At 69.9% G+C, this 23,676-nt stretch carries 22 protein-coding genes; 8 read left to right on the forward strand and 14 right to left on the reverse strand.

Going from position 1 to position 23,676, the window contains the following annotated elements; genetic code table 11:
* Window positions 1-6: 6 nt before the first annotated feature.
* The 6 genes from CKCBHOJB_RS05225 to argH all read right to left on the reverse strand — a co-directional run bounded on the left by CKCBHOJB_RS05225 (window position 7) and on the right by argH (window position 5,542).
* A complete protein-coding gene (locus CKCBHOJB_RS05225) occupies window positions 7-1,113 on the reverse strand; it encodes a nucleotidyltransferase family protein (RefSeq protein WP_281050958.1) in 1,107 nt (368 codons plus the stop codon).
* Window positions 1,110-1,979, reverse strand: coding sequence for an HprK-related kinase A (locus CKCBHOJB_RS05230; RefSeq protein ID WP_281050959.1), 870 nt, complete (start codon window positions 1,977-1,979; stop codon window positions 1,110-1,112). The genes CKCBHOJB_RS05225 and CKCBHOJB_RS05230 overlap by 4 nt, the downstream gene beginning before the upstream one ends.
* The gene (locus CKCBHOJB_RS05235) at window positions 1,976-2,260 is read right to left on the reverse strand and encodes a hypothetical protein (protein ID WP_281050960.1); all 285 of its coding nucleotides are present in this window, start codon (window positions 2,258-2,260) and stop codon (window positions 1,976-1,978) included. The genes CKCBHOJB_RS05230 and CKCBHOJB_RS05235 overlap by 4 nt, the downstream gene beginning before the upstream one ends.
* A gap of 6 nt (window positions 2,261-2,266) precedes the next feature.
* A complete protein-coding gene (locus tag CKCBHOJB_RS05240; protein ID WP_281050961.1) occupies window positions 2,267-2,851 on the reverse strand; it encodes a hypothetical protein in 585 nt (194 codons plus the stop codon).
* A gap of 208 nt (window positions 2,852-3,059) precedes the next feature.
* A complete protein-coding gene (locus CKCBHOJB_RS05245; protein WP_281050962.1) occupies window positions 3,060-3,992 on the reverse strand; it encodes a fructosamine kinase family protein in 933 nt (310 codons plus the stop codon).
* Between the two features lie 116 nt (window positions 3,993-4,108).
* Window positions 4,109-5,542, reverse strand: a complete 1,434-nt coding sequence (argH, locus tag CKCBHOJB_RS05250) for an argininosuccinate lyase (protein ID WP_281050963.1) — start codon at window positions 5,540-5,542, stop codon at window positions 4,109-4,111.
* Between the two features lie 83 nt (window positions 5,543-5,625).
* Between argH and CKCBHOJB_RS05255 the strand changes: the two genes are divergently transcribed.
* Window positions 5,626-6,447: a LytTR family DNA-binding domain-containing protein gene (locus CKCBHOJB_RS05255; RefSeq protein WP_281050964.1), complete on the forward strand. Its 822-nt coding sequence runs from the start codon at window positions 5,626-5,628 to the stop codon at window positions 6,445-6,447.
* Between the two features lie 12 nt (window positions 6,448-6,459).
* Here the strand turns inward: CKCBHOJB_RS05255 and ppc are convergent, their stop codons facing one another.
* On the reverse strand, window positions 6,460-9,225 hold the full coding sequence (ppc, locus tag CKCBHOJB_RS05260) for a phosphoenolpyruvate carboxylase (RefSeq protein WP_281050965.1): 2,766 nt from the start codon (window positions 9,223-9,225) through the stop codon (window positions 6,460-6,462).
* Window positions 9,226-9,278: 53 nt separating this feature from the next.
* Window positions 9,279-9,713, reverse strand: a complete 435-nt coding sequence (locus CKCBHOJB_RS05265; protein ID WP_281050966.1) for a thioredoxin fold domain-containing protein — start codon at window positions 9,711-9,713, stop codon at window positions 9,279-9,281.
* A 113-nt stretch (window positions 9,714-9,826) separates the two neighbouring features.
* Between CKCBHOJB_RS05265 and hemC the strand changes: the two genes are divergently transcribed.
* From hemC to CKCBHOJB_RS05285, 4 genes are all read left to right on the forward strand, one after another.
* On the forward strand, window positions 9,827-10,759 hold the full coding sequence (gene hemC, locus CKCBHOJB_RS05270) for a hydroxymethylbilane synthase (RefSeq protein WP_281050967.1): 933 nt from the start codon (window positions 9,827-9,829) through the stop codon (window positions 10,757-10,759).
* 88 nt (window positions 10,760-10,847) lie between these two features.
* Window positions 10,848-11,597: a uroporphyrinogen-III synthase gene (locus CKCBHOJB_RS05275; RefSeq protein WP_281051622.1), complete on the forward strand. Its 750-nt coding sequence runs from the start codon at window positions 10,848-10,850 to the stop codon at window positions 11,595-11,597.
* Window positions 11,594-12,982, forward strand: a complete 1,389-nt coding sequence (locus CKCBHOJB_RS05280) for a uroporphyrinogen-III C-methyltransferase (protein ID WP_281050968.1) — start codon at window positions 11,594-11,596, stop codon at window positions 12,980-12,982. Before CKCBHOJB_RS05275 ends, CKCBHOJB_RS05280 begins: the two co-directional genes overlap by 4 nt.
* A gap of 10 nt (window positions 12,983-12,992) precedes the next feature.
* Window positions 12,993-14,186: a heme biosynthesis HemY N-terminal domain-containing protein gene (locus tag CKCBHOJB_RS05285; RefSeq protein ID WP_281050969.1), complete on the forward strand. Its 1,194-nt coding sequence runs from the start codon at window positions 12,993-12,995 to the stop codon at window positions 14,184-14,186.
* Between the two features lie 37 nt (window positions 14,187-14,223).
* On the opposite strand, the gene hemF is transcribed toward CKCBHOJB_RS05285, so the two are convergent.
* The 6 genes from hemF to CKCBHOJB_RS05315 all read right to left on the reverse strand — a co-directional run bounded on the left by hemF (window position 14,224) and on the right by CKCBHOJB_RS05315 (window position 20,937).
* Window positions 14,224-15,132, reverse strand: coding sequence for an oxygen-dependent coproporphyrinogen oxidase (gene hemF / locus CKCBHOJB_RS05290; RefSeq protein WP_281050970.1), 909 nt, complete (start codon window positions 15,130-15,132; stop codon window positions 14,224-14,226).
* A complete protein-coding gene (gene purD / locus CKCBHOJB_RS05295) occupies window positions 15,133-16,410 on the reverse strand; it encodes a phosphoribosylamine--glycine ligase (RefSeq protein ID WP_281050971.1) in 1,278 nt (425 codons plus the stop codon).
* Between the two features lie 34 nt (window positions 16,411-16,444).
* The gene (purH, locus tag CKCBHOJB_RS05300; RefSeq protein WP_281050972.1) at window positions 16,445-18,034 is read right to left on the reverse strand and encodes a bifunctional phosphoribosylaminoimidazolecarboxamide formyltransferase/IMP cyclohydrolase; all 1,590 of its coding nucleotides are present in this window, start codon (window positions 18,032-18,034) and stop codon (window positions 16,445-16,447) included.
* A gap of 87 nt (window positions 18,035-18,121) precedes the next feature.
* A complete protein-coding gene (locus tag CKCBHOJB_RS05305) occupies window positions 18,122-18,358 on the reverse strand; it encodes a helix-turn-helix domain-containing protein (RefSeq protein ID WP_281050973.1) in 237 nt (78 codons plus the stop codon).
* On the reverse strand, window positions 18,355-19,389 hold the full coding sequence (gene dusB / locus CKCBHOJB_RS05310; RefSeq protein WP_281050974.1) for a tRNA dihydrouridine synthase DusB: 1,035 nt from the start codon (window positions 19,387-19,389) through the stop codon (window positions 18,355-18,357). The genes CKCBHOJB_RS05305 and dusB overlap by 4 nt, the downstream gene beginning before the upstream one ends.
* A 384-nt stretch (window positions 19,390-19,773) precedes the next feature.
* Window positions 19,774-20,937, reverse strand: a complete 1,164-nt coding sequence (locus CKCBHOJB_RS05315; protein ID WP_281050975.1) for a PLP-dependent aspartate aminotransferase family protein — start codon at window positions 20,935-20,937, stop codon at window positions 19,774-19,776.
* 188 nt (window positions 20,938-21,125) lie between these two features.
* Here CKCBHOJB_RS05315 and CKCBHOJB_RS05320 point away from each other — a divergent pair, with 188 nt between their 5' ends.
* The 3 genes from CKCBHOJB_RS05320 to CKCBHOJB_RS05330 are packed head-to-tail and all read left to right on the forward strand — an operon-like array spanning window position 21,126 to window position 23,637.
* Entirely contained in the window at window positions 21,126-22,154 is a 1,029-nt protein-coding gene (locus tag CKCBHOJB_RS05320; protein ID WP_281050977.1) for a methionine ABC transporter ATP-binding protein, read from the forward strand.
* Window positions 22,154-22,813 carry a methionine ABC transporter permease gene (locus CKCBHOJB_RS05325; RefSeq protein ID WP_281050978.1) on the forward strand — a complete coding sequence of 220 codons (660 nt, stop codon included), beginning with the start codon at window positions 22,154-22,156 and terminating at the stop codon, window positions 22,811-22,813. Before CKCBHOJB_RS05320 ends, CKCBHOJB_RS05325 begins: the two co-directional genes overlap by 1 nt.
* 23 nt (window positions 22,814-22,836) lie before the next feature.
* Entirely contained in the window at window positions 22,837-23,637 is an 801-nt protein-coding gene (locus tag CKCBHOJB_RS05330) for a MetQ/NlpA family ABC transporter substrate-binding protein (RefSeq protein WP_281050979.1), read from the forward strand.
* Window positions 23,638-23,676 lie beyond the last annotated feature (39 nt).

Below are 23,676 nucleotides of genomic sequence, written 5' to 3' on the forward strand. Positions count from 1 at the left end.
GTATCCTCAGGGAGCGCCGTCGTCCGGCGCTCCTTTTTTTTCGGCGAGCCGGGCGCGCAGTCGCAGGCTCGTCTTGCGTGCGAGATGCGGCACCAGCATGTGCAGCGGCATGCGCAGCAGGTGGTAGCGGGCGAGCATCGCGGCCCTGGCCAGCCTCGCGCGCAGCGGCGGCGGGCCGTCCGGATCGGTGGGCAGCATCGCCAGCGGCAGCAGCCGGTCCATGAGCCGGATGGTGATGCCGGGCGGCCGAGGCAGGCCGGCCATCACCGCCTCCGGCACCGGGCAAGCCATCAAGCCGGTGGCGAAATGCAGCCCGTACCACAGCGGACGCTGCAGACCGAGCGCCTCGGCGCGGGCGAGGAGCCTGGTCCAGAAGCCGTCCTCGGCAGCCGACTCGCGCAGCAGGGCGTCGATGTCGACGAGTTCGCGAATCCGCAGCGCCAGGTCGCCGTCGTGGAAGCAGTGCACGCAGGCGTGCAGCACCTGGTCCTCGGTGGCGAGCACGCGGAAGGGCGTGCCGGGAATGGCGACACTGTGCTCGAACAGCGGCGCCGGATCGAAGGCGAGGCTGCCGGTCACCGGCGTGATCGCGTGGTGCAGGTCGACCTCGAGCGCATGGCCGGGGTAGCGCATCGGCGGCGTCTCGTGGCTCCAGTCGCGGTAGTAGCGCTCGTCGTAGGCGGAGAGCTCCTCGGTCCGCCAGCCTGCTGCATGTAGCGCCCGTTCCATGGCGCGGAGCCTTTCTCGGGGGACCATGAGGTCCACGTCCGAGACGAAGCGGCCGACCGTCATCGGCCGATCCTGCAGCAGGTAGGCGCCGCCCTTCAGCACGATGACCGGATGGTCGACGGCACACAGCGGGGCGAGCTGGAACAGCTCCGCCCTCACCATCTGGCTGCGGAACGCGGCGATGCGCGATGCGGACAGGAAGTGGCGGCGCAGGACCGCGCTCAGGTCCGGATTGTTCGCGTTGGTCGCGGCCAGGCGGGCATGCAGGCCGGTCGCGCGCGCAATCCGCAGCACGCGCTCCCAGCGCCCCTCGTCGAGCGTGAGCGGGCCGCGCATGCCGCGCAGCAGGAGCTCGACGTCGGACGGTGGGGGCGCGGCGCTCACGACGTTTCCCGGAACAGCTTGTCGATGCAGGCGATCGCCTCGTCCAGATCGCCATAGCTCAACTCGTAGGCCTGGACCGCCCGCGTCAGCGCGACCACGGCGTCGAAGCCGGCGGGGCCGAGCGCGCGATAGTTGAAGCTGTTCAGGCCCAGCCGCATCGCGGCCGCGGCCTTGTCGAGCGGCGTGCACTGCAGGGGCGCACCGGCGCGGAAGGCGGGGAAGACGACGAGCCGGGGCCGCGCCCGGCAGTGGCGGTCGGCGAAACTCGCCCGGTCCGGGACGAAGTGGGCCACGTCGCCCTTGCGGGTCCGCGGGTAAAGCGGGCCCAGCACCGCACCCGGGCGCTGGCCGATGATCTCGATCGAGCGGTTCTTCAGCGGCGCCGGCCTGACCATCGGCAGCAGCTCGCCCGAGTCCATGTCGACGATGCCGAACTCGTCCGACAGGAAGCGCCAGCCGGCCAGGCTCAGCGCACAGCTCAGCGTCGTCTTGCCCGAGCCCGGTGCCGCCGGCAGGATCAGCGCCCGATCCTCACGCGCGACCACGCCGGCATGCAGTAGCAGGTAGGCGTTGAGGCGCTGGCTCAGCAGGTAGTTGCTGCCCCATTCGAACAGCGGCAGGGCGCTGTGGAGGGGGTAGGGCTCGAAGACACGCACGCTTTCCGACCAGAAGCCCGCCTGCTGGCCGCGCAGGCGCAGGCGGGACCCCGGCAGCACGGACACGCGGATGTCGGCGAAGCGGTCGTCGGGCGTCGGTTCGTGGTAGGGATAGACGCGATCCAGGTCGGCATGAAGGCTTGCGATCGGCGAGGCGACGCCCAGGCGTGCGGCGCCTACGTCCAGGATGCGGTAGACGTTGTGGGTCATCGAGTTGCCGAGATCCCGTTTCGCTCGTGCAGGTGCAGGAGCGAGTGTGCCAGGAAGGCCAGGCCCGGCTGCCAGCCGCCGGCTTCCTCGATCTCGGCGAGGAAGGCGTCGAAGCGGCCGTTCTCGATGGCCAGCGCAGCTTCACGCAGCACCAGTTCGGCGCCCGGGGTGAGCAGGTGGGTCTGCCACGACACCGGATCCAGAAAAAGAAACTGCCCGTCCAGCGACGGGCAGTAGGCATTCAGCCACTCGAGGGGCGTACGCGGATCGGGGATGCGCACCGGCGATCAGCCCCCGTAGATCGTTCCCGATGGCACTGCGGCGTTCAGCGAGGTAACGCAGGATTCTGCCGCCGGCTGCGGGAGTTGGGCGGCCGTGGCTGGAGGGGCGCCCGCCATTCCCGCCACGTAGGTGTCCGGTGCGGTGGCCACGTAGCCGTTTCCGAACTGGTCGAAGAGCACCAGCAGCCATCCCGGACGCCCGTTGCCGTTCCCTACAAGGCTCACCAGATCGTTGCGCTTGATCGGGTCGCTGCTGGCCCTGGCCCAGTTGCTTCCATTCGGGACGTTGACCTGATAGACCGTGCCGCTGGGGTATTCAAAACCACTGAACTGGTTGTTCTGCGCGTCCTTGTAGCTCCGGATCGTGACCGGAACCCATGCCCACCTGGGGCCGCTGGCCGACGCGGACGGTTGGGCCTGCACAAGCTGGTCGCCTCCGCTCGGGGCGGTGGTCGCGCCTTTCTCAATGCAGTTGAGCGATGCTAGCGCGGAACCGCTATGCCCCATCGTCGCGACGCTGGATGCCGCAAGCGCCCCTTTCAGCACCTTCCGGCGCTTTTCGACAGCTTGGTCTTCGGGGGAGTGGGGCATGGCGGACCTCTTCAGCTTGCAGACTGGAAGCGCAATTTCATTATAGACATGGCCGCGCGACTGCCTGCCGAATCTTCACCAAATGCGTAGCAAATTTCACGCCTCGCATCGACAAATTGCGCAAGTTATTGATTGGTAAATGGATTGATCAGGCGCATGGCAGGCCGTCCGAGGCGAGTGTAAAAAATCCCGACACTCTCGAGCTTGTTCAATCCCTGCGCTGGGCGAGTTCCTGGTTGAGCCGCGTCGCCAGCCGCAGCGCCTCGCGCTGGTAGGCGCGGCCGAAGAGGTTCAGGTGGTTGAGCATGTGGTAAAGGCTGTACAGCAGCTTCCTCTGCTCGTAGTCCTCGTGCAGCGGCCAGGACAGGCGGTACTCGGCGTAGAAGCTGGACGGGAAACCGCCGAAGAGTTCGCTCATCGCGAGGTCGGACTCGCGGTCGCCGCGGTGCACCGCGGGGTCGAAGACCACCGGCGTGCCGTCGGCCAGCAGCGCCGCGTTGCCGTGCCACAGGTCGCCGTGGAGCAGGCTCTCCTGCGGGCGGTAGTCGAGGAACAGGGCGGGGACGCGATCGAACAGGCGTTCGCCCTGGCGGTGAAGTTCGGCGTCGAAGCCCTGTGCGCGGGCGAGCGCGAACTGCGGGCGCAGGCGGTGCTCGACGAAGAAGTGCGCCCAGTTGGCGTGCGGCGTGTTGGGCTGCGGCGTGCGGCCGATGAAGTTGTCGCGGTGCCAGCCGAAGCGCTCGCCGCGGTCGCGGTGCAGGCGCACCAGCGCATCGGCGAAGCGGACGCCGTCCGCGGCGGACTGCAGCGGGCGCAGTTCGAGGTGTTCGAGCACCAGGAAGGCGTGCGCGCCTGCGGTGCCGCAGGCGATCACCGCCGGTGTGCGGAAGCTGCCGCTGGCGGCGATCGCGGCGAGGCCGTCGACCTCGGCAGCGAACATCGCTGCGCTGCCGGCGTCGGCGAGCTTGACGAAGCAGGCTGCACCGGATCGGTCCTCGACGCGCAGCGCGGTGTGGATGCTGCCGCCGCCGACCGGGTGGGCTGCGGCGATGCGGAAGGCATTGCCGGTGCGGGTGCGGATCGCCTGCTCGACGGCAGGCAGTGCGGGGTGGTTCGCTGCGGAGGGCGGCGTCGCGGACATGATGGTCGGCTCTCAGCGGTGCAGGCTTGCGGCTTCCGGCTCATGCGCGGCCGGCACCTTCAAGGTGGCGAGGACGCGGCCTGCGTCTGCTTGCCGCCCGGAAGGTGCCCGCGCGCTCAAGCCAGGCGCGTGCGGGCGCGTGCCACGGCCGCGCGCACCTGCTCGGGCGCGGTGCCGCCGATGTGCTTGCGCGAGGCGAGCGAGCCCTCGACGGTGAGCACGCCGAACACGTCCTCGCCGAGGCGCTCGGCCGCGCCCGGTACGTGGGCCATGGCGATGCGCAGCTCGTCCAGCGAGAACTGCGGCAGGTCGCAGCCCTTGACGTCGGCCGCGCGCACCGCGAGCGCCACCGCCTCGTGCGCGTCGCGGAAGGGCAGGCCCTTCTTGACCAGGTAGTCGGCGAGGTCGGTGGCGGTGGCGTAGCCCTGGCTGAGCGCGCCGCGCATCGCCTCGGCCTTGACCCTGATGCCGGTGATCATGTCGGCGTAGATGCGCAGGGTGTCGATGACCGTGTCGGCGGTGTCGAACAGCGGCTCCTTGTCCTCCTGGTTGTCCTTGTTGTAGGCCAGCGGCTGGCCCTTCATCAGGGTCAGCAGCGCGATCAGGCTGCCGTTGACGCGGCCGGTCTTGCCGCGCACCAGCTCGGGCACGTCGGGGTTCTTCTTCTGCGGCATGATCGAGCTACCGGTGCAGAAGCGGTCGGCGAGGTCGATGAAGCCCACGCGCGGACTCATCCACAGGATCAGCTCCTCGGACAGGCGCGACAGGTGGGTCATCAGCAGGGCGCTGGCGGCGCAGAATTCGATCGCGAAGTCGCGGTCGCTGACGGCGTCCAGCGAGTTGTAGCAGACCTCGTCGAAGCCCAGTTCGGCCGCGACGAATTCGCGGTCGATCGGGTAGCTGGTGCCGGCGAGCGCCGCCGAGCCCAGCGGCAGACGGTTGACGCGCTTGCGGCAGTCGGCGAAGCGCTCGGCGTCGCGCCGGCTCATCTCGTAGTAGGCCATCAGGTGATGGCCGAAGGTGACCGGCTGCGCGACCTGCAGGTGGGTGAAGCCGGGCATCGGGGTGTCGGCGTTGGCCTCGGCCACATCCAGCAGGTTGCGCTGGAAGTCGGCGATCAGCGCCAGGATCCGGTCGATCGCGTCGCGCAGCCACAGGCGGATGTCGGTGGCGACCTGGTCGTTGCGGCTGCGGCCGGTGTGCAGGCGCTTGCCGGCGTCGCCCACCAGCGCGGTGAGGCGCTTCTCGATGTTGAGGTGCACGTCCTCGTCGTCGAGGTTCCAGGCGAATTCGCCACGCTCGATCTCGCCCTTGATCTGCGCCATCCCGCGCTCGATGTCGGCGAGGTCCTGCGCGCCGATGATGCCCTGGCGGGCCAGCATCTTCGCGTGCGCGAGCGAGCCGCGGATGTCCTGCGCCGCCATGCGCTGGTCGAAGAACACGCTGGCGGTGTAGCGCTTGACGAGGTCGGAGACGGGTTCGGTGAAACGGCCGGACCAGGCCTTGGCGGGAGCGTTGGCGTCGGCGGCCGGCGTCGTGGTGTCTGTCATAATGGGGCGCACAAAACGATACGGCCGGCGGAATGCAGCCGGCCAGGCACGGGGGGAGAACGCCGCGTCCGCGGCGCACAGGAATGCGCGAAAGTATAAAGCAAAAGCCCGACCGGCTTGCCGCGGCGGGGGCGGCGGAATGGCCTGGCGCGCTGCGTGTGCTGATCGTCGACGACGAGGCGCCCGCACGTGCGCGACTGCGCGACCTGCTCGGCGACATCGCGGCGAGCAGGCCGACGCGCATCGTCGGCATGGCGGCCAACGGCATGGAGGCGCTGCGCCTGCTCGAGGCCGAGCCGGCCGACGTGGTGCTGGCCGACATCCGCATGCCGGTGATGGACGGGGTCGAACTCGCCCGCCACCTCGGCAGGCTGGCGTCTCCGCCGGCGGTCGTCTTCGTCACCGCCTACGACCAGTACGCGGTGCAGGCCTTCGAGCTGGCTGCGGTCGACTACCTGCTCAAGCCGGTGCGTGCCGAGCGCCTGGCGGCGGCGCTCGCCCGCGCCGAGGCGCGCCGGCCGGTGGCGGACGATGCGGCGCTCGTCGGGCTGGCACCGGCGGAACGCCAGCATTTCAGCGTCGGCGAGCGCGGGCGCATCCTGCTGCTGCCGGTGGGCGAGGTGCTCTACCTGCGCGCCGAGCTGAAGTACGTGACCGCGCGCACCGCCGAGCGCGAATACGTGCTCGACGAGTCGCTGGTGCAGCTGGAGGAGGAATTCCCGCGCCGCTTCCTGCGCCTGCATCGCAACTGCCTGGTCGCGCGCGATGCGGTGCACGGCGCCGAGCGCGCCGGCGAGCCGGACGGTGGCGACGCGCACTGGGCGGTGCTGATCCGCGGCGTGCCCGAGCGCCTGCCGGTCAGCCGCCGGCAGTGGCCGGTGGTGAGGCAGATGCTCGGGCTCTGACGTGGACTTCGCTCAGCCGCTGTTGCGCAGCCCCGCGGCGATACCGTTGATCGAGATGTGGATGCCGATGCGGATGCGCTCGTCGGTGCTGGCGTTGCCGGCCGTCGCCTCGCGGTGGCGGCTCAGCATCTCGACCTGGACGTGGTTGAGCGGGTCGAGATAGGGGAAGCGGTTGCGGATCGAGCGCTTGAGCAGCGGGTTGCCGTCGAGCAGTTCGCGCTGGCCGGTGATCTGCAGCACCGCCTCGACGGTGGCCTGGTGTTCGGCGCGGATGCGGCTGAAGATCGCCTCGCGCAGCGCCACGTCCTTGACCAGCTCGGCATAGCGGCTGGCGATCGCGAGGTCGGTCTTGGCCAGCACCATGTCCATGTTCGACAGCAGGGTCTGGAAGAAGGGCCACTCGCGGCTCATGCGCTGCAGCAGCGCCAGGCCGTCGTCCGGGCGCGCGGCGAGGAAGTCGCGCACCGCGCTGCCGAAGCCGTACCAGCCCGGCAGCATCACCCGGCACTGCGACCAGCTGAACACCCAGGGGATCGCGCGCAGGTCCTCGATCGCCGTGCTCTTCTTGCGCGAGGCCGGGCGCGAGCCGATGTTGAGCGCCGCGATCTCGCTGATCACGGTCGATTCCCAGAAGTAGCGCTCGAAGCCCTCGGTCTCGTAGACGAGGCCGCGGTAGGCGGCGAAGGCCGCGTCCGAGAGCGCCTGCATGGCGTCGAGGAAGGCCGGCGGCGTCGGGCTGGCGCTGGCCGGGCGCAGGCTGGTCTCGAGCGTGGCGGCGACCAGCACCTCGAGGTTGCGCCGGCCGACCTCCGGGTTTCCATACTTGGCGCCGATCACCTCGCCCTGTTCGGTGAGGCGGATCTGGCCCTGCACCGCGCCCTCGGGCTGGGCGAGGATGGCCTGGTAGCTCGGTCCGCCGCCGCGGCCCACCGAGCCGCCGCGGCCGTGGAACAGGCGCAGGCGCACGCCATGGCGAGCGAAGGTGTCGACCAGCTCGCCCTCGGCCTTGTACAGCGCCCAGCCCGAGGTCAGGAAGCCGCCATCCTTGTTGCTGTCGGAATAGCCCAGCATCACCTCCTGGGTCTGCGCGCGCGATTCGAGCAGGGCGCGGTAGGCGGGCAGCGCGAAGATGCGGTCCATGACCTCGGCGGCGTTCTCGAGGTCGCCGATGGTCTCGAACAGCGGCACGATGTTCACGTCGAGCGCGTTCTCCAGCGGGCGCAGCAGGCCGGCCTCCTTGAGCAGCACGGCCAGCTCGAGCAGGTCGGAGACGTCGTCGGTCTTGGAGATGATGCAGTTGCGGATCGCCCCGGCGCCGTAGCGCTGGTGCGCGCGGCGCGCGGCGCGGAAGATCGCCAGTTCGCCCTCGGTCTCGTCCGCGTACCGGACGTGGGGCGAGGCGAGCGGGCGGGCGGTGGCGAGTTCTTCCAGCAGCAGCGCGCAGCGCGCCGCCTCGTCGAGGCTCGAGTAGGCGCTGCCCGGGCGGGCGACCTCGAGCAGCTCGGCGACCACGCGCTCATGCACGTCCGAGTTCTGGCGCAGATCGATCGGGGCGAGGTGAAAGCCGAAGACCTTCACCGCGCGCCGCAGGTGGCGCAGCCGCCCGCGCGCGAGCGCCGCCGAGCCGTTGGCCACCAGCGAGCGGTGCAGGACCTCGAGATCGGCGGCGAGTGCGGTCGCGTCCGGGTAGGGCGTCGCCTCGGCGACCGCATGGCGCGCCGGCGCATGGCCGAGCAGCGCGCGATGGGTGGCGGCGAGCCGCGCGTAGATGCCGGAGATGGCGCGCCGGTAGGGCTCGTCGCTGCGATGCGGGGAGTGGTCGGGCGAGGCCTCCGCGAGCGCCAGCAGCGCGTCCGAGGCCGACACCAGGCCGATGCCGAGCGAGAGCTGCGAGCCGAGGATGTGGAGTTCGTCGAGGTAGTAGCCGAGCGCCACCGCGCATTGCATCGCGAGCGCGCGCTCGAGCACCTCGGCGGTGACGAAGGGGTTGCCGTCGCGGTCGCCGCCGATCCAGCTCCCGACCTGCAGGAAGGCGGCGAGCTCGGGCGCGCCGAGGGCCGGATCGGCCGCGGCGAGGCGGTCCTCGAGGCTGGCGTAGAGGCGCGGCAGCTCGCGCAGGAAGGTGGTCTCGAAGTAGGACAGGCCGTTGTTGACCTCGTCGATCACCGACAGCTTGGCGGTGCGCAGCATGCGCGTCTGCCACAGCGTCAGCACCGCGCGGCGCAAGGCCTCGAGGTTGGCCTCGGCCTCCTCGGGGGTGAGCTGCATGCGGTCGCGCTCGTCGAGCAGGCGGGCGAGCACGGTCTCGCAGTTGAGGATGCTCTTTCGCTGCACCTCGGTGGGATGGGCGGTGAGCACCGGCGAGACCAGCGCGGTGTCGAAGAAGCCGAGCAGGGACTCGGCATCGGTGGTGCCGCTGGCCAGCGCCTGTTCGAGCGCGTGGGCGAGGCTGCCCTCGCGCGGCGCGGAGCCGGCGATCAGGTGGGCGCGGCTGCGGCGGATGTGGTGCTGGTCCTCGGCGATGTTGGCCAGGTGCGAGAAATAGCTGAAGGCGCGCACGACCTGGATGGTCTGCTCGCGCGACAGGGCGTCGAGGATCGCCTCGAGCTCGCGCCGTGCGGCGATGTCGTCGTCGCGGCGGAAGCGCACCGAATTCTGGCGGATGCGTTCGATGAGCTCGAATGCGGCTGCGCCCTGCTGGTCGCGCACGGTGTCGCCGAGCAGGCGGCCGAGCAGGCGGATGTCTTCACGCAGCGGGGCGTCCTTGTCCTGGGTCATTTCGTTCCTGGTTCCGTGTTCTGGGGGCGAGGGAGGGTTGAAGGAGAGGGTGATCAGGGTCTCGCGGCCAGCGCCGCGCGGCCGTCGTCGATCGCGTTCTCGACGTACTGGCCGTAGAAATCGGCCAGCCGCATGCCGACGATCGGCTCGCCCAGCGTGCGGCCGTCGGCGTCGAGCACGGCTACGGTGGGCGTGAATTTCGCGCCCAGCTGCCGGGCCAGGCGCCGGTGCGTCGACGGCTTGCCGGCGAAATCGACGAGCGCGGCGTCCGAGTCCATGTCGATCTGCCTGAACAGGGCGCGCTGCGCGTTGGCCGGGTCCTTCGCCATCGGCACCAGGTAGGTTCGCGCCTGGTCGCAGTAGCTGCAGTCGGCCTGGCTGTAGAGCACCACCATCGGCATCTTCGCCGCGCGCATCGCGGCACCGTCCGCGCCCAGGTCCGCGGCCTTCGGCAGGCCCGGCTGGGCAGCCGAGAGTGCGATCGGCACGCATGCTAGAATGCCGGCCAGACCGCGCACCATAGGTGCCAACCCTGATGCTGCGTTGCGGCAATTGTCAGGCGTTGTCCGCATGAAAACTTCCTGTCAGGTGAAATCCCATCGTGAGCCAAGCGACCCCCGAGCGCATCGTCATCGCCACCCGTGAAAGCCGTCTCGCCCTGTGGCAGGCCGAGCACATCAAGGCCCGGCTCGAGGCATTGTATCCCGGCTGCCGCGTCGAGCTTCTGGGCATGACCACCCGCGGCGACCAGATCCTCGATCGTCCGCTCGCCAAGGTCGGCGGCAAGGGCCTGTTCGTCAAGGAGCTGGAGACCGCGCTGCTCGACGGCCGCGCCGACATCGCCGTGCATTCGATGAAGGACGTGCCGATGGAGATGGGGCCGGACTTCGCGCTGCCCTGCATCACCACGCGCGAGGTGCCGCTCGACGCCTTCGTGTCCAATCGCTACGAGAGCCTGGCCGACATGCCGCCGGGCGCGGTGGTCGGCACCTCCTCGCTGCGCCGCGAATCGCAGATCCACGCGCAGTATCCCTTCCTGGCGGTGACCAGCCTGCGCGGCAACCTCGACACCCGCCTGCGCAAGCTCGACGAGGGGCAGTACGACGCGATCATCCTCGCCGCTGCCGGCCTGACCCGGCTCGGTCTGGGCGAGCGCATCCGTTCGGTGATGCCGGCCGAGGTTTCGCTGCCGGCCGCGGGCCAGGGCGCGCTCGGCATCGAATGCCTGGCCGCGCGCAAGGACGTGATCGGCTGGCTGCAGCCGCTGGTCGATGCCGACACCGCCGCCTGCGTGCTCGCCGAGCGTGCGGTCGCTCGTGCGCTGGCGGGCAGCTGCGAGGTGCCGCTCGGCGCCTATGCGGTGATGCGCGAAGGGCAGCTGTGGCTGCGCGGCTTCGTCGCCCGCCCGGACGGCAGCGAGATCGTCCGCGCCGAGCGCGCCGGCGCGGCGGCCGATGCCGAGTCTCTGGGGCGTGCCTTGGCCGACGAGCTGCGCGCGCAGGGCGCGGAAGCGATCCTGGCCGACATCGGCTGACGGCGCGGCAACGGGTCCGCCGATGACGATGTGCCAGGAGAGCACCGTGCCAGCCGCAGGCCCCCTGGCGGGGCGGACGCTGGTGGTCATGCGCCCGCGCGAGCAGGCGGGCAGCCTGTGCGAGCGCATCCGCGCCGCCGGTGGCGAGGCGCTGCTGTTCCCCGTGATCGCGGTCGGGCCGGCGCTCGATTCCGCGCCGCTCGAGGACATCGTCGGCCGCCTCGACGACTTCGACCTGGCCTTCTTCGTCAGCCCCAACGCGGCCAATTACGCGATGCGCTTCATCCTGCCGCGGCGCGCATGGCCGGCGACGCTCAAGGTCGCCACCGTCGGCAAGGGCAGCGAGCGCGTGCTGCGCGGCTACGGTTTCGAGCACGTGATCGCACCCGCGGACGGCTTCGACAGCGAGGCGGTGATCGCGCTGCCCGAGTTCGCGGCCGAGGCCGTGGCCGGGCGCAAGGTCCTGATCCTGCGTGGCGACGGCGGGCGCGAATTGCTCGCCGACACCTTGCGCGAACGCGGTGCGCGCGTGGAATATGTCACCTGCTACCGTCGTTTCTGCCCCGATGCCGACCCGGCGCTGCTGCTGCAGCCGGTGGCGCGCGGCGAGGTCGATGGCCTTCTGCTCACCAGCAGCGAGGGCGTGCGCAACCTCCGTCAGATGCTGGGCGCGGAGGGCTTGGCCGCACTGCTGCCGGTGACGGTGTTCGCCACCCACCCCCGCATCGGGGCGCAGGCGCGGGAAGCCGGGTTTGCCGACATCGTGGAGACGCCCGCCGGCGATGACGGGCTGATGCAGGCGCTTGTGAATCACTTTGGCTGGAGCCTAAAACAATGAAGGAAGAGATTCCTGCCCTGATCCAGTCGCCGACGGCGCAGCATTCGTCCGCGAAAGACGAGCAAGGAGGCGCGCGCACGGAGGCGCGCGACGCCGAGCACAGCCGTGAGCCCGTGTCCGCCGAGGCGCGGGTATCGACGCCGCCAGCCGCCGGCGATCCGGCCGAGCCCGCACGCAGTCCCGCCGCATGGTGGGCTCTGCTGCTAGCCCTGATCGCGCTCGGGGGCACCGGGTGGGCCGTCTGGCAGGCGCGGGACACCCGCCTGCAGTCCTTCGAGCTGCGCGAGGAACTTGCGCGCCGCCTGTCGGAGGGCGAATCGATCGCCACCGAGGCGCGCGGCATCGTGCGCCAGCAGCAGGAAGTGATCGCCTCGCTGCAGGGCAAGCTCGGCGTGCTCGAATCCAAGGTCGAGACCACCGAGGGGCAGGCGGCCGCGCTCGAAGCCCTGTACCAGGAGTTCTCGCGTAGCCGCGAGGACGGCGTGATTGCCGAGGTGGAACAGGCGGTCGCGCTCGCCTCGCAGCAACTGCAGATCGCCGGCAACGTCGAGGCGGCGCTGATCGCGCTGCAGGAGGCCGAGGCCCGGCTCGCCATCCATGACCGCGGCCAACTCGCCTCGCTGCGTCGTGCGCTGGCGAAGGACATCGACGAGCTCCGCCTGCAGCCTGTGCTGGACGTGTCCGGCCTCAGCCTGCGCCTCGAGCGCCTGCTCGAGCGCGCGGACGCGCTGCCCTTCGCCTTCGAAGGCCAGCTGCCGGTCGAGGCGGCGGTCGGCAGCGAGATGGGGCCCGCCGACAGCGGCGGCCTGGCGGGCTGGATGGCCGGCGCATGGCGCTTCACCCAGGCGCTGGCGGCCGATGTCTGGCATGAGGTGCGCACCCTGGTGCGTGTAGAACGCCTCGACCAGGACGATCCGGTGCTGCTCGCGCCGGCGCAGAACACCTTCCTGCGCGAGAACCTGAAGATCCGCCTGCTCACCGCCCGTCTCGCCCTGCTGGCGCGCGACGGCCGCACCTACGAGGCCGATCTCGGCCAGGCCCGTGCCTGGGCCGAGCGTTTCTTCGACCTGCGCGACGATCGCGTCCAGGCGGCGCTGAACGAACTCAAGGAGCTGGAAGCGGTGAAGGTGCGCTACGAGCCGCCCGATCTCAGCGAGACCTTCACCGCGCTGCGCACGGTGCAGGTGCGCAGCGGCCGCCCGCCGCTGCCGTCCGAGCCGGTAAAGCCGTCTGAGCCGGCGCCTGCCGCCACAGTGGAAGCGCCGAGTGCAGTGTCTGCAGCCGGCAGCCCCGCGGCCACCGACGCTGCCGCCACCGAGGCGGCGCCTGCCGCTTCGTCCGTGGCGCCGGCGGCGGAAGCTGCGCCCGCGGCTGCGAGCGAGTGAGGGGCCGACGATGCGCGCACTGATCTGGCTGATCGGCATCTTCGCCCTCGCCGTGGGCGTGGCGATGATTGCCGGGGTGAATGACGGCTACGTCCTGGTGGTGTTGTCGCCGTGGCGGGCACAGATTTCCCTGAACCTCTTCATCGTGCTGCTGGTGGCCGGCGTGTTGCTGATCCACCTCGCGCTGCGGGTGTTCACCCGCACGCTGGCGCTGCCGTCCCGGGTTGCGCAGTGGCGCGAGCGCCGCCGCCGCGAGAAGGCGGACAAGGCGCTGCACGGCGCGATCAACGCGCTCTTCGAGGGACGTTTCGCGCAGTCGCTGAAGTCGGCGTCGACCGCCTACGCCGCGACCGAGGGCTCGTCGATGGCGGCGCTGGTCGCCGCGCGCGCCGCCCATGCCCTGCAGGACGAGACGCGCTACCGCGAATGGCTCGATCACGCGGCCGAGCAGGGCAAGGAAAGCGAGGTCGCGCGCCTGATGACCGAGGCCGAGCTGGCGATCGAGAGCCGGCAGTTCGATGTCGCCGCCTCCCGTCTCGCCCAGCTGCGCGAGGGGGGGCACAAGCACATCGCGATGCTGCGACTGGAGGCACAGGTCGCACTCGAACTCGGGCGCTGGGAGGAACTCCTCCATATCCTGCGCCAGCTGCGCAAGCACAAGGCGCTGACGGCGGAGCAGGCCGCGCCCGGCCTGCGCAGGGCCCACATCGAGCGCATGAGGCAGCTCGGCGCCGACCCGGTTGAAGTGGAGGCCTACTGGCAGGCGATCCCGACCGAGGAGTTGCAGGACCGCGGCCTGATCGAGGGCGTGCTGCCGCTGATGGCGCGCGTCGGCTGTGCAAAGCTCGCCCGTGCGCAGACCGAGCGCCTGCTCGAGGAGCGGTGGGACAGCGGCCTGGCGCGCCTGTATGCCTATTGCGCCGATTCGGTCGACGCTGCGCGCGCCTGCCTGTACAACGCCGAGTCCTGGCTCGAACGCCAGCCGCGCGATGCCGGCCTGCTGTTCGCGCTCGGCCAGCTGTGCCGGCGCACCGAGCTGTGGGGCAAGGCGCAGAGCTACCTGGAGGCTTCGCTGGGCCTGGAGCCCGCGGTCGAGACCCATCTCGCGCTCGCCCACCTGTTCGACACGCTCGAGCGCCGGGAAGACGCGCAGCGCCACTACCGGGCTGCGGCCGAGCGGGTGGCGGGCGGCGGCGCGGCCTGAGCCTCGCGTCCGCAGCTGGCGGTCGGCGCGGCCGGGCTCAGGCCCAGTCGCGCGCCTTCAGGTAGGTGTCGTACAGCACAGCCTCGGCCGAGCCGGGCTCGGGGTGCCAGTCGTAGCGCCATTTGACGACCGGCGGCATCGACATCAGGATGGATTCGGTGCGTCCGCCCGACTGCAGGCCGAACAGGGTGCCGCGGTCGAACACCAGGTTGAATTCCACGTAGCGGCCGCGACGATAGGCCTGGAAATCGCGTTCGCGCTCGCCGTAGGGCGTGTCCCTGCGGCGTTCGACGATGGGCAGGTAGGCGCCCAGGAAGGCCTCGCCGACCGACCTGGTCAGGCCGAAGGCGGTGTCGAAGTCCGTGCTGCCGTCGGCGCCCAGGTCGTCGAAGAACAGCCCGCCCACGCCGCGCGGCTCGTTGCGATGCTTGAGGAAGAAGTAGCGGTCGCACCAGTCCTTCAGGCGGGCGTATTCGGCCTCGCCGCCGAAGGGCAGGACCGCCGCCTTGCAGGTGGCGTGGAAGTGGCGGACGTCTTCCTCGAAGGGGTAGTAGGGCGTCAGGTCCATGCCTCCGCCGAACCACCACACTGGCGCCTTGCCCTCGGCGAGCGCCACGAAGCAGCGCACGTTCATGTGCACCGTGGGGCAGTACGGGTTGCGCGGATGCAATACCAGCGACACGCCCATGGCCTCGAAGCGGCGTCCGGCGAGCTCGGGACGGTGCGCGGTGGCCGAGGCGGGCATGCCGTCGCCCATCACGTGCGAGAAGTTGACGCCACCGCGCTCGAAGAAGGCGCCGTCCTCGATGACGCGGGTCAGGCCGCCCCCGCCGCCGGGGCGCTCCCAGCCGTCGCTGCGGAAGGCCTGGCCGTCGAAGGCCTCGAGGCGGGCGACGATGTCCTGCTGCAGCCCGGTGAACCAGGGCTTGACGGTGCGCGGATCCATTCAGGTCTTGCGCCCGATCGCGCGGTGGCCGATGTCGCGGCGGTACTGGCGGCCCTCGAACACGATCGCGTCGGCGACCTCGTAGGCGCGCTTCTGCGCAGTGCGGGCGTTGTCGCCGAGCGCGGTCACGCACAGCACGCGGCCACCGGCGGTGACGATCTGGCCGTCCTTGTCCGCGGTGCCGGCGTGGAACACGTGTGCATCGTCCTGCTCGACGGCGGGCAGACCGGTGATCGGGTCGCCCTTGCGCGGATTCTCGGGGTAGCCGGCGGCGGCCAGCACCACGCCGAGCGCGAAGCGGCGGTCCCATTCGGCCTCGACCTGGTCGAGCTTGCCGGCGATGGCGGCTTCGATCAGGTCGGCGAGGTCGGTCTTGAGCCGCATCATGATCGGCTGGGTCTCGGGGTCGCCCATGCGGCAGTTGAATTCGACCACCCGCGGCTTGCCTTCGCCGTCGATCATCAGGCCGGCGTAGAGGAAGCCGGTGTAGGGCAGGCCGTCGGCGGCCATGCCGGCCAGCGTCGGGTTGATGATCTCGCGCATCACACGCGCATGGACGTCGGGGGTGACCACCGGGGCGGGCGAGTAGGCGCCCATGCCGCCGGTGTTGGGACCCAGGTCGCCGTCCTTGAGGCGCTTGTGGTCCTGGCTGGTGGCGAGCGCGAGCGCGTGCCTGCCGTCGGCCATGACGATGAAGCTGGCTTCCTCGCCCTCCATGAACTCCTCGATCACGACGCGCGCGCCCGCATCGCCCATGCGGTTGTCGAGCAGCATCATGTCGATCGCGGCATGGGCCTCATCGGCGTTCATCGCCACCACCACGCCCTTGCCCGCGGCCAGGCCGTCGGCCTTGATCACGATCGGCGCGCCTTCGGCATCGATGTAGGCGTGTGCCGCGGCAGCATCGGAGAAGGTCCGGTACTTCGCGGTCGGGATGTTATGGCGGACCAGGAACTGCTTGGCGAAGTCCTTGGAGCTCTCGAGCTGGGCTGCGGCCCTGGTCGGGCCGAAGATCGGCAGGCCGGCGACGCGGAACGCATCGACCACGCCGGCGGCCAGCGGTGCCTCGGGGCCGACCACCGTGAACGCGACCTGTTCGCGCCGGGCGAGCTCGACCAGCTCCGCAATGTCGGTGACCGGCACGTTCTGCAGCAGCATCTCGGCAGCGGTGCCCGGATTGCCTGGCGCGACCAGCACGCGGGTGACCTTGGGCGACTGGGCGAGTTTCCAGGCTAGCGCGTGTTCGCGGCCGCCGGAACCGATGACGAGGACTTTCATGTGCTGCTCCGTGTTTCTGCGGGGAACGTTCTTGTTAGTGGCGGAAGTGGCGGAAGCCGGTGAACACCATGGCGATGTTCTGCTCGTCGGCGGCGGCGATCACCTCTTCGTCGCGCATCGAGCCGCCGGGCTGGATCACCGCGGTGGCGCCGGCCTGGGCGAGCACGTCGAGGCCGTCGCGGAAGGGGAAGAAGGCGTCCGAGGCGACCACGCAGCCGGCGATCTGCAGGCCGGCGTTCTCGGCCTTGATCTTGGCGATGCGGGCGGAGTCGACCCGGCTCATCTGACCGGCGCCGACGCCGACGGTCATGCCGTCCTTGCAATACACGATGGCGTTCGACTTGACGTACTTGGCCACGCGCCAGGCGAACAGCATGTCGCGCATTTCCGCTTCGGTAGGTGCGCGCTTGGTCACCACCTTGAGGTCGGCGATCTGGATGCGGGCCTCGTCGGCACTCTGCACCAGCAGACCGCCGCCCACGCGCTTGTAGTCGAAGGCGCCGGCGGGCTGGCCGAGCGGGCAACTGAGCACGCGCACGTTCTTCTTGCTGGCGAGCAGCTCGAGCGCGTCGGCGGTGTAGGACGGGGCGATCAGCACTTCGAGGAACTGCGCCGACACGGCTTCGGCCGCGGCGCGGTCGACCTCGCCGTTGAAGGCGATGATGCCGCCGAAGGCCGAGGTGGGGTCGGTGGAGAAGGCTTTCTTGTAGGCCTCGAGTGCGCTGGCAGCGACGGCCACGCCACAGGGGTTGGCGTGCTTGACGATGACGCAGGCGGCGGCGGAGCCGTCGAAGGCCTTCACGCATTCCCAGGCCGCATCGGCGTCGGCGATGTTGTTGTACGACAGTTCCTTGCCCTGCAGCTGGCTGTAGCCGGCGATGCCGCCCTCGGCCGCGCCGGGCTGGCGGTAGAAGGCCGCGGACTGGTGCGGGTTCTCGCCGTAGCGCAGGTCCTGCACCTTGTCGAAGGCCAGCTGCAGGCGCTCGGGATAGGTCTGCAGGGACACGTCGCCGGCCTCGTTGGTGACCAGCGCGGTGAGGTAGTTGGAGATGGCCGAGTCGTAGCGCGCGGTGTGGGTGAAGGCCTTCACCGCGAGCGCGAAGCGGGTCTTGTGGCTGAGCTTGCCGGTGTTGGCCTTGAGTTCGGCGACGATGCCGGCGTAGTCCTCGGGGTCGGTCACGATGCCGACGCCGCCTTCCTCGTTGCCGTGGTTCTTGGCCGCGGCACGCACCATGGTGGGGCCGCCGATGTCGATGTTCTCGATCGCGTCCTCCAGCGAGCAGTCGGGCTTGGCCACGGTCTGCTGGAAGGGATAGAGGTTCACGACCACGAGGTCGATGCGGCCGATGTCGTGGGCGGCGATCGTCTCCATGTGCTCGGCGAGGTCGCGGCGGGCAAGGATGCCGCCATGCACCTTCGGATGCAGGGTCTTGACGCGGCCGTCGAGCATCTCGGGGAAGCCGGTGTGCTCGGAGACGTCGGTGACCGGCAGGCCGGCTTCGCGCAGCAGGCTGGCGGTGCCGCCGGTCGACAGCAGCTTGATGCCGAGGGCGGAAAGCTCGCGGGCGAAGTCGAGCACGCCGCGTTTGTCGGAGACACTGATCAGGGCTTGGGTCACGTTCATCGTTTTGGGCCGGAGACTAGGATTGGATCGGGGATGGTTGGATCGAGAACTCTGTGCTCGAAGGCGGCACCTTGCGGTCGGCGCCGCTCAGAGCAGTTCGTAATCGGTCAGCTTGCGGCGCAGCGTGTTGCGGTTGATGCCGAGCATCTCGGCCGCCACCGTCTGGTTGCCGTTGGCGCGCTGGAGCACGAACTCCAGCATCGGGCGCTCGACGTTGCGGATCACCATGTCGTGGATTGCGGCGGGTTTCTCGCCGTCGAGGTCGCGGAAATACTGGTCCAGCGTGCGGACGACGGCGTCCGCGATCTCGTTGCTGCGACTCATGCTGCGAGTTCCTGCGGGTATTCGGCTTGCGGATCCGCCTCGTAGCTCAGGCGCGCGTCGGCTTCGGCGAGCTGGCCGAAGAAGTCGTCGACCGCGGCGAGCTGGGCGGGGATGTCGGGGATCTGGTTCATCGCACGGCGGAAGGCGGCCGAGCCGACCAGGCCCTTGGTGTACCAGGAGATGTGCTTGCGCGCGATCTTCACGCCGCGATCGTCGCCGTAGAAGGCGTAGAGGTCGGCGAGGTGCTCGCGACAGACCTGATGAATCTCGCTCACCAGCGGCGCGGGCAGCAGCTCGCCGGTGGCGAGGAAATGCTCGATCTCGCGGAAGATCCACGGCCGGCCCTGTGCCGCGCGCCCGATCATGACGCCGTCGACGCCGGTGTAGTCGAGCACGTACTTGGCCTTCTGCGGGCTGGTGATGTCGCCGTTGGCGATCACCGGGATCTTCACCAGCGTCTTGACGTGGGCGATGGTGTCGTACTCGGCTTCGCCCATGTACTGGTCGGCGCGCGTGCGGCCGTGGATGGCGATGGCGCGGATGCCGGAGTCCTCGGCGATGCGGGCGATCGTCGGTGCGTTCTTGTTGGCGCGGTTCCAGCCGGTGCGGAACTTGAGCGTGACCGGGGTATCCGGCACGGCCTCGACCACCGCCTCGAGGATGCGCGCGACCAGCGGCTCGTCCTGCATCAGCGCCGAGCCGGCCATCACGTTGCACACCTTCTTGGCCGGGCAGCCCATGTTGATGTCGATGATCTGCGCGCCGTTATCGGCGTTGTACTTCGCGGCCTCGGCCATCATCGCCGGGTCGGCGCCGGCGATCTGCACCGAGATCGGATCGACCTCGCCGGTGTGATCGGCGCGGCGGCGGGTCTTCTCGCTGCCGTAGAGCAGGGAGTTGGAGGTGACCATCTCGGACACGGCAACGCCGGCCCCCAGTTTCTTGCACAACTGGCGGAAAGGACGGTCCGTCACCCCGGCCATGGGGGCGACGAAAAGATTGTTGCGCAAGGTGAAGCCGGCGAACTGCATGGTCGGAAGGGCAGGCGAAAACGGCGCATTTTACCCTATCGATCCTGTGCGTGCGCCCGATGGGGCGCGCGCGCAACACGGCGTTGGCGGCAAGTTCCCTCCGGATGGCGCGTCGGGTCTGAGCCGACGGTGCGTCTCGACGCTCGGCGCGAGGTCGCGGTGCCGGGGCTGCGTTCGCCGCCTGCACTCGCGGCCTGCGGCTGCCCTCGGCGGAGAACGCCGCGGGGGCGGCGACGCAAACTCGGCGCTGCGCGCCTCGAACATGCGTCGCCTTGTTTCCCCCGCGACGCCCTCCGCCTCGGCGCTCGTGAAGTTGGCGACCGCAGCCCCGGCACCGCGACCGGAGCCGTACCGCTCCACTCGAGGGCGACCCCCTTCGGTGCTTCAGCCGAGGTTCGCCGCCTGCAGGGCCTGTTCCAGGTCGGCGATCAGATCGTCGGTGTCCTCGATGCCCACCGAGATCCGCAGCAGGTCGAGCGGGCAGCGCGTGCCCGGGCCCTCGATCGGGCCGCGATGCTCGATCAGGCTCTCCACCGAGCCGAGCGAGGTGGCGCGGCGGAAGATCTTCACCGCGCCGGCGACCCGGCGCGCCGCGTCCTCGCCACCGCGCACGCGCAGCGAGAGCATGGCGCCGAAGCCGCCGTCCATCTGGCGGCGGGCGATGTCGTGGCCGGGGTGCGAGGGGAGCCCGGGGTAGAGCACTGCAAGCAGCGCCGGGTGATGCTCGAAATGCCGCGCGATGCGCAGCGCCGACGCTGCCGCGGTGCGCACGCGCGGGAACAGGGTGCGCAGGCCGCGATTGAGCAGCCAGGCCTCGAAGGGGCCGAGCACCGCGCCGCCGGCAGCGCGTGCGGTCCTGATGCGCGCCCAGAAGTCGTCGGCGCTGCGGGTCACCAGCACGCCGGCGACTACGTCGGAGTGGCCGTTGAGGTACTTGGTGGCCGAGTGCATGACGATGTCGGCGCCGAGCGCGAGCGGGCGGGTGAACACCGGGGTCGGTACGGTGGAGTCCACCACCAGGCGCGCGCCGGCGGCATGGGCGAGGTCCGCCGCACGGGCGATGTCGGTGAGTTCCCAGGTCGGATTGGCAGGCGTCTCCACCCACACGATGTCGGCCGGGCGCTGCAGCAGCGCGGCGAGCTCGTCGGCGTCGGCGTAGAAGTCGAGGGCGATCTGCCAGTTGCTCGAGAAGCCGATCAGCCAGTTGCGCAGCGACCAGTACATGTCGTGCGGAGCGACGATGCGCGCGCCGGGCTTCAGGGCGAGCAGCACCGCAGAGGCCGCGGCCATGCCGGAGGCGAACAGCGCCGCCTCGGCGCCGCCTTCCAGCTCGCACAGCAGCGCCTCCGCCGGGTCGAAGGCCGGGCTGGCGTCGCGGGCGTAGATCCGGCCGCCGGGCAGGCTGCCGTCCTCGGCGCGCTCGAAGGTGCTCGCCATGTGGATCGGCGGCACGATGTCGCGATGCGGCATCGTGGTCGCGCCCATGCCCTGGGCGGCGAGGGTGGCGGAGGAGGGGGTGAGGGAAGAGCGCGAGTCGTCGTGCTGCATGATGCGGTGTCCTTCGGCATGGCGGCGGGCGGCTTGCCCGGATGGCGGCGAGCCTAACGCCGGGGAACTGCGCTGTCGAGGTCGGCGGCCCGCCCGCGGTGCCGCGCGGCGGCCATCCGGTCGGACATGGTGCCGATTCCGCCGCACGGGTAGAATCGCGGCCTTTTCCCGCTCGGGACGTCCTTGTCGTGATCCGCATCGAAAACCTGCACAAGACCTACCGTGCCGCCGACGGCCGCGAGGTGGAGGCGCTCGCCGACATCAGCCTCGAGATCGGCGCCGGCGAGGTGTTCGGCATCATCGGCCGCTCCGGTGCCGGCAAGAGCACGCTGATCCGTACCCTGAACCTGCTCGAGCGCCCGAGCGCCGGGCGGGTCCTGATCGACGGCGAGGACATCACGAAGCTGGACAGCGAGGGCCTGTACGCGCTGCGCCGCCGTGTCGGCATGATCTTCCAGCACTTCAACCTGCTCAACGCCAAGACCGTCGCCGACAACATCGCCTGGCCGCTGAAGGCGACCGGGCACACGACTGCCGCCGAGCGCGCCGCGCGGGTGAAGGAACTGCTGGCGCTGGTCGGTCTGTCCGAGCACGGGCACAAGTATCCGTCGCAGCTCTCCGGCGGGCAGAAGCAGCGCGTCGGCATCGCGCGCGCGCTCGCCAACCGGCCGCAGATCCTGCTGTGCGACGAGGCGACCTCGGCGCTCGATCCCGAGACCACGCAATCCATCCTGCGCCTGCTGCTCGACATCAACCGCCAGCTCGGCCTCACCATCGTGCTGATCACCCACGAGATGCAGGTCATCCGCACGATCTGCGATCGGGTCGCGGTGATCGACGGCGGGCGCATCGTCGAGTCCGGCAGGGTGGCCGACGTCTTCCTGCATCCGCAGCATCCGGTCACGCGCAGCATGGTCGCGCAGAGCGACGCGCTGGCCGCGGCGAGCTTCGATCCGGCACATGTCTATATGAAGGACAAGCTGCGCGGCACGCTGGTGCGCCTGACCTACATCGGCGACGTCACCTATCAGCCCATCCTCAGCCGCATCATGGCCGGCGCCAAGGTGCAGATCACGATCCTGCAGGGCGAGGTGTCGAGCATCAAGGACGTCCCGTTCGGCCAGCTGCTGCTCGAGCTCGAAGGCGGCGAGGACGAAATCCGGGGCGTGTTCGCCGAGCTCGACCGCCACCAGATCCACCACGAGGTGCTGCAGTAATGGACCTGTCCGTCATCGACTGGAGCGACATCTGGCTGGCGACCTGGGAGACCCTGGTCATGACCGGAGTGTCGCTGTTCTTCACCATCCTGCTCGGCCTGCCGCTGGGCATCCTGCTGTTCGTGACCGCCAAGCGCCAGCTGCTGGAGCAGGGCTTCGTCTATACGGTGCTGTCCTTCGTGGTCAACGTGCTGCGCTCGGTGCCCTTCCTGATCCTGCTGATCGTGATGATTCCGGTCACGGTGATCCTGATCGGCACCTCGCTCGGCGTGGAAGGCGCGATCCCGCCGCTGGTGGTGGGCACGGCGCCCTTCTTCGCGCGCCTGGTCGAGAACGTGCTGCGCGAGGTCGACCGCGGCGTCATCGAGGCCTGCCAGGCGATGGGCATCCGCACCCACCGCATCATCTTCGGCGCGCTGCTGCCCGAGGCCTTGCCCGGGCTGGTCGCCGCGGTCACGGTGACGGCGATCACCTTGATGTCCTATGCTGCGATGTCGGGCGTGATCGGTGGCGGTGGCCTCGGCGACCTCGCGATCCGTTTCGGCTATCAGCGCTTCCAGACCGAGGTGATGGTGATCACCGTCGCCCTGCTGGTCGTGCTCGTCCAGATCATCCAGTACTCGGGCGACCGCCTGGTGCTGTATTTCACCCGCAAGTGATCCCCACGAAGGAGACTTCAACGATGTCGTTTACCCTGCGCAAACTGCTCGCCGCCGCCCTCGGCACGCTCACCCTGGCCGCCGGCACCGCCGCGGTCGCGGCCGACCGCCTGGTCATCGCCGCCACCCCGGTGCCGCACGCCGAGATCCTCGAATTCGTCAAGCCGATGCTGGCCAAGGAAGGCGTGGAACTGGAGGTCAAGGTGTTCACCGACTACGTCCAGCCCTCGATGCAGACCAACGAGAAGCGCGTCGACGGCAACTTCTTCCTGCACCAGCCCTACCTCGACGAGTTCAAGAAGAAGCAGAAGAACGACATCCAGACCGTGGTCGCCAAGGTGCACGTCGAGCCGCTGGGCGCCTACTCGGGCAAGCACAAGGCGGTGGCCGACATCCCCGAGGGTGCGACCGTGGCGATCCCGAACGACCCGTCCAACTCCGGCCGCGCGCTGCTGCTGATGGCCAAGAACGGGCTGATCACGCTGAAGGATCTGAACAACATCTCGGCTACCCAGAAGGACATCGCCGACAACCCGAAGAAGCTCAAGATCCGCGAGCTCGAGGCCGCGACCCTGCCGCGCATCCTCAACCAGGTCGACCTGGCGGTGATCAACACCAACTACGCGATCGAGGCCAAGCTCAACCCGGTCAAGGACTCGCTCTTCATCGAGGACGCCAGCTCGCCCTACGCCAACCTGCTGGTGGCGCGCGAGGACAACGCCAACAGCCCGGCGATGAAGAAGCTCGCCGCCGCGCTGAACTCGCCCGAAGTCAAGCAGTTCCTCGCCGACAAGTACCAGGGCGCGGTGGTGCCGGCGTTCTGATCATGTGCTGACGATGGCGCCGCTCGCGGGCGGCGCGCA

This window comes from Thauera sp. GDN1 (assembly GCF_029223545.1).
Classification (GTDB): domain Bacteria; phylum Pseudomonadota; class Gammaproteobacteria; order Burkholderiales; family Rhodocyclaceae; genus Thauera.

What these genes read in the sequence shown, in the direction of transcription:
- CKCBHOJB_RS05230 (WP_281050959.1), bottom strand. Translation starts at nt 1,979, where the DNA reads ATGACCCACAACGTCTACCGCATCCTGGACGTAGGCGCCGCACGCCTG.
- dusB (WP_281050974.1), bottom strand. Translation starts at nt 19,389, where the DNA reads ATGCAGTTCGCCGGCTTCACCTTGCGCAACAATCTTTTCGTCGCCCCC.
- CKCBHOJB_RS05245 (WP_281050962.1), bottom strand. Translation starts at nt 3,992, where the DNA reads ATGTCCGCGACGCCGCCCTCCGCAGCGAACCACCCCGCACTGCCTGCC.
- CKCBHOJB_RS05315 (WP_281050975.1), bottom strand. Translation starts at nt 20,937, where the DNA reads ATGCAGCACGACGACTCGCGCTCTTCCCTCACCCCCTCCTCCGCCACC.
- purD (WP_281050971.1), bottom strand. Translation starts at nt 16,410, where the DNA reads ATGAAAGTCCTCGTCATCGGTTCCGGCGGCCGCGAACACGCGCTAGCC.
- hemF (WP_281050970.1), bottom strand. Translation starts at nt 15,132, where the DNA reads ATGGATCCGCGCACCGTCAAGCCCTGGTTCACCGGGCTGCAGCAGGAC.
- CKCBHOJB_RS05325 (WP_281050978.1), top strand. Translation starts at nt 22,154, where the DNA reads ATGGACCTGTCCGTCATCGACTGGAGCGACATCTGGCTGGCGACCTGG.
- CKCBHOJB_RS05280 (WP_281050968.1), top strand. Translation starts at nt 11,594, where the DNA reads ATGAAGGAAGAGATTCCTGCCCTGATCCAGTCGCCGACGGCGCAGCAT.
- CKCBHOJB_RS05275 (WP_281051622.1), top strand. Translation starts at nt 10,848, where the DNA reads ATGCGCCCGCGCGAGCAGGCGGGCAGCCTGTGCGAGCGCATCCGCGCC.
- CKCBHOJB_RS05330 (WP_281050979.1), top strand. Translation starts at nt 22,837, where the DNA reads ATGTCGTTTACCCTGCGCAAACTGCTCGCCGCCGCCCTCGGCACGCTC.
- ppc (WP_281050965.1), bottom strand. Translation starts at nt 9,225, where the DNA reads ATGACCCAGGACAAGGACGCCCCGCTGCGTGAAGACATCCGCCTGCTC.
- purH (WP_281050972.1), bottom strand. Translation starts at nt 18,034, where the DNA reads ATGAACGTGACCCAAGCCCTGATCAGTGTCTCCGACAAACGCGGCGTG.
- CKCBHOJB_RS05255 (WP_281050964.1), top strand. Translation starts at nt 5,626, where the DNA reads ATGCGCGAAAGTATAAAGCAAAAGCCCGACCGGCTTGCCGCGGCGGGG.
- CKCBHOJB_RS05240 (WP_281050961.1), bottom strand. Translation starts at nt 2,851, where the DNA reads ATGCCCCACTCCCCCGAAGACCAAGCTGTCGAAAAGCGCCGGAAGGTG.
- CKCBHOJB_RS05285 (WP_281050969.1), top strand. Translation starts at nt 12,993, where the DNA reads ATGCGCGCACTGATCTGGCTGATCGGCATCTTCGCCCTCGCCGTGGGC.
- CKCBHOJB_RS05305 (WP_281050973.1), bottom strand. Translation starts at nt 18,358, where the DNA reads ATGAGTCGCAGCAACGAGATCGCGGACGCCGTCGTCCGCACGCTGGAC.
- argH (WP_281050963.1), bottom strand. Translation starts at nt 5,542, where the DNA reads ATGACAGACACCACGACGCCGGCCGCCGACGCCAACGCTCCCGCCAAG.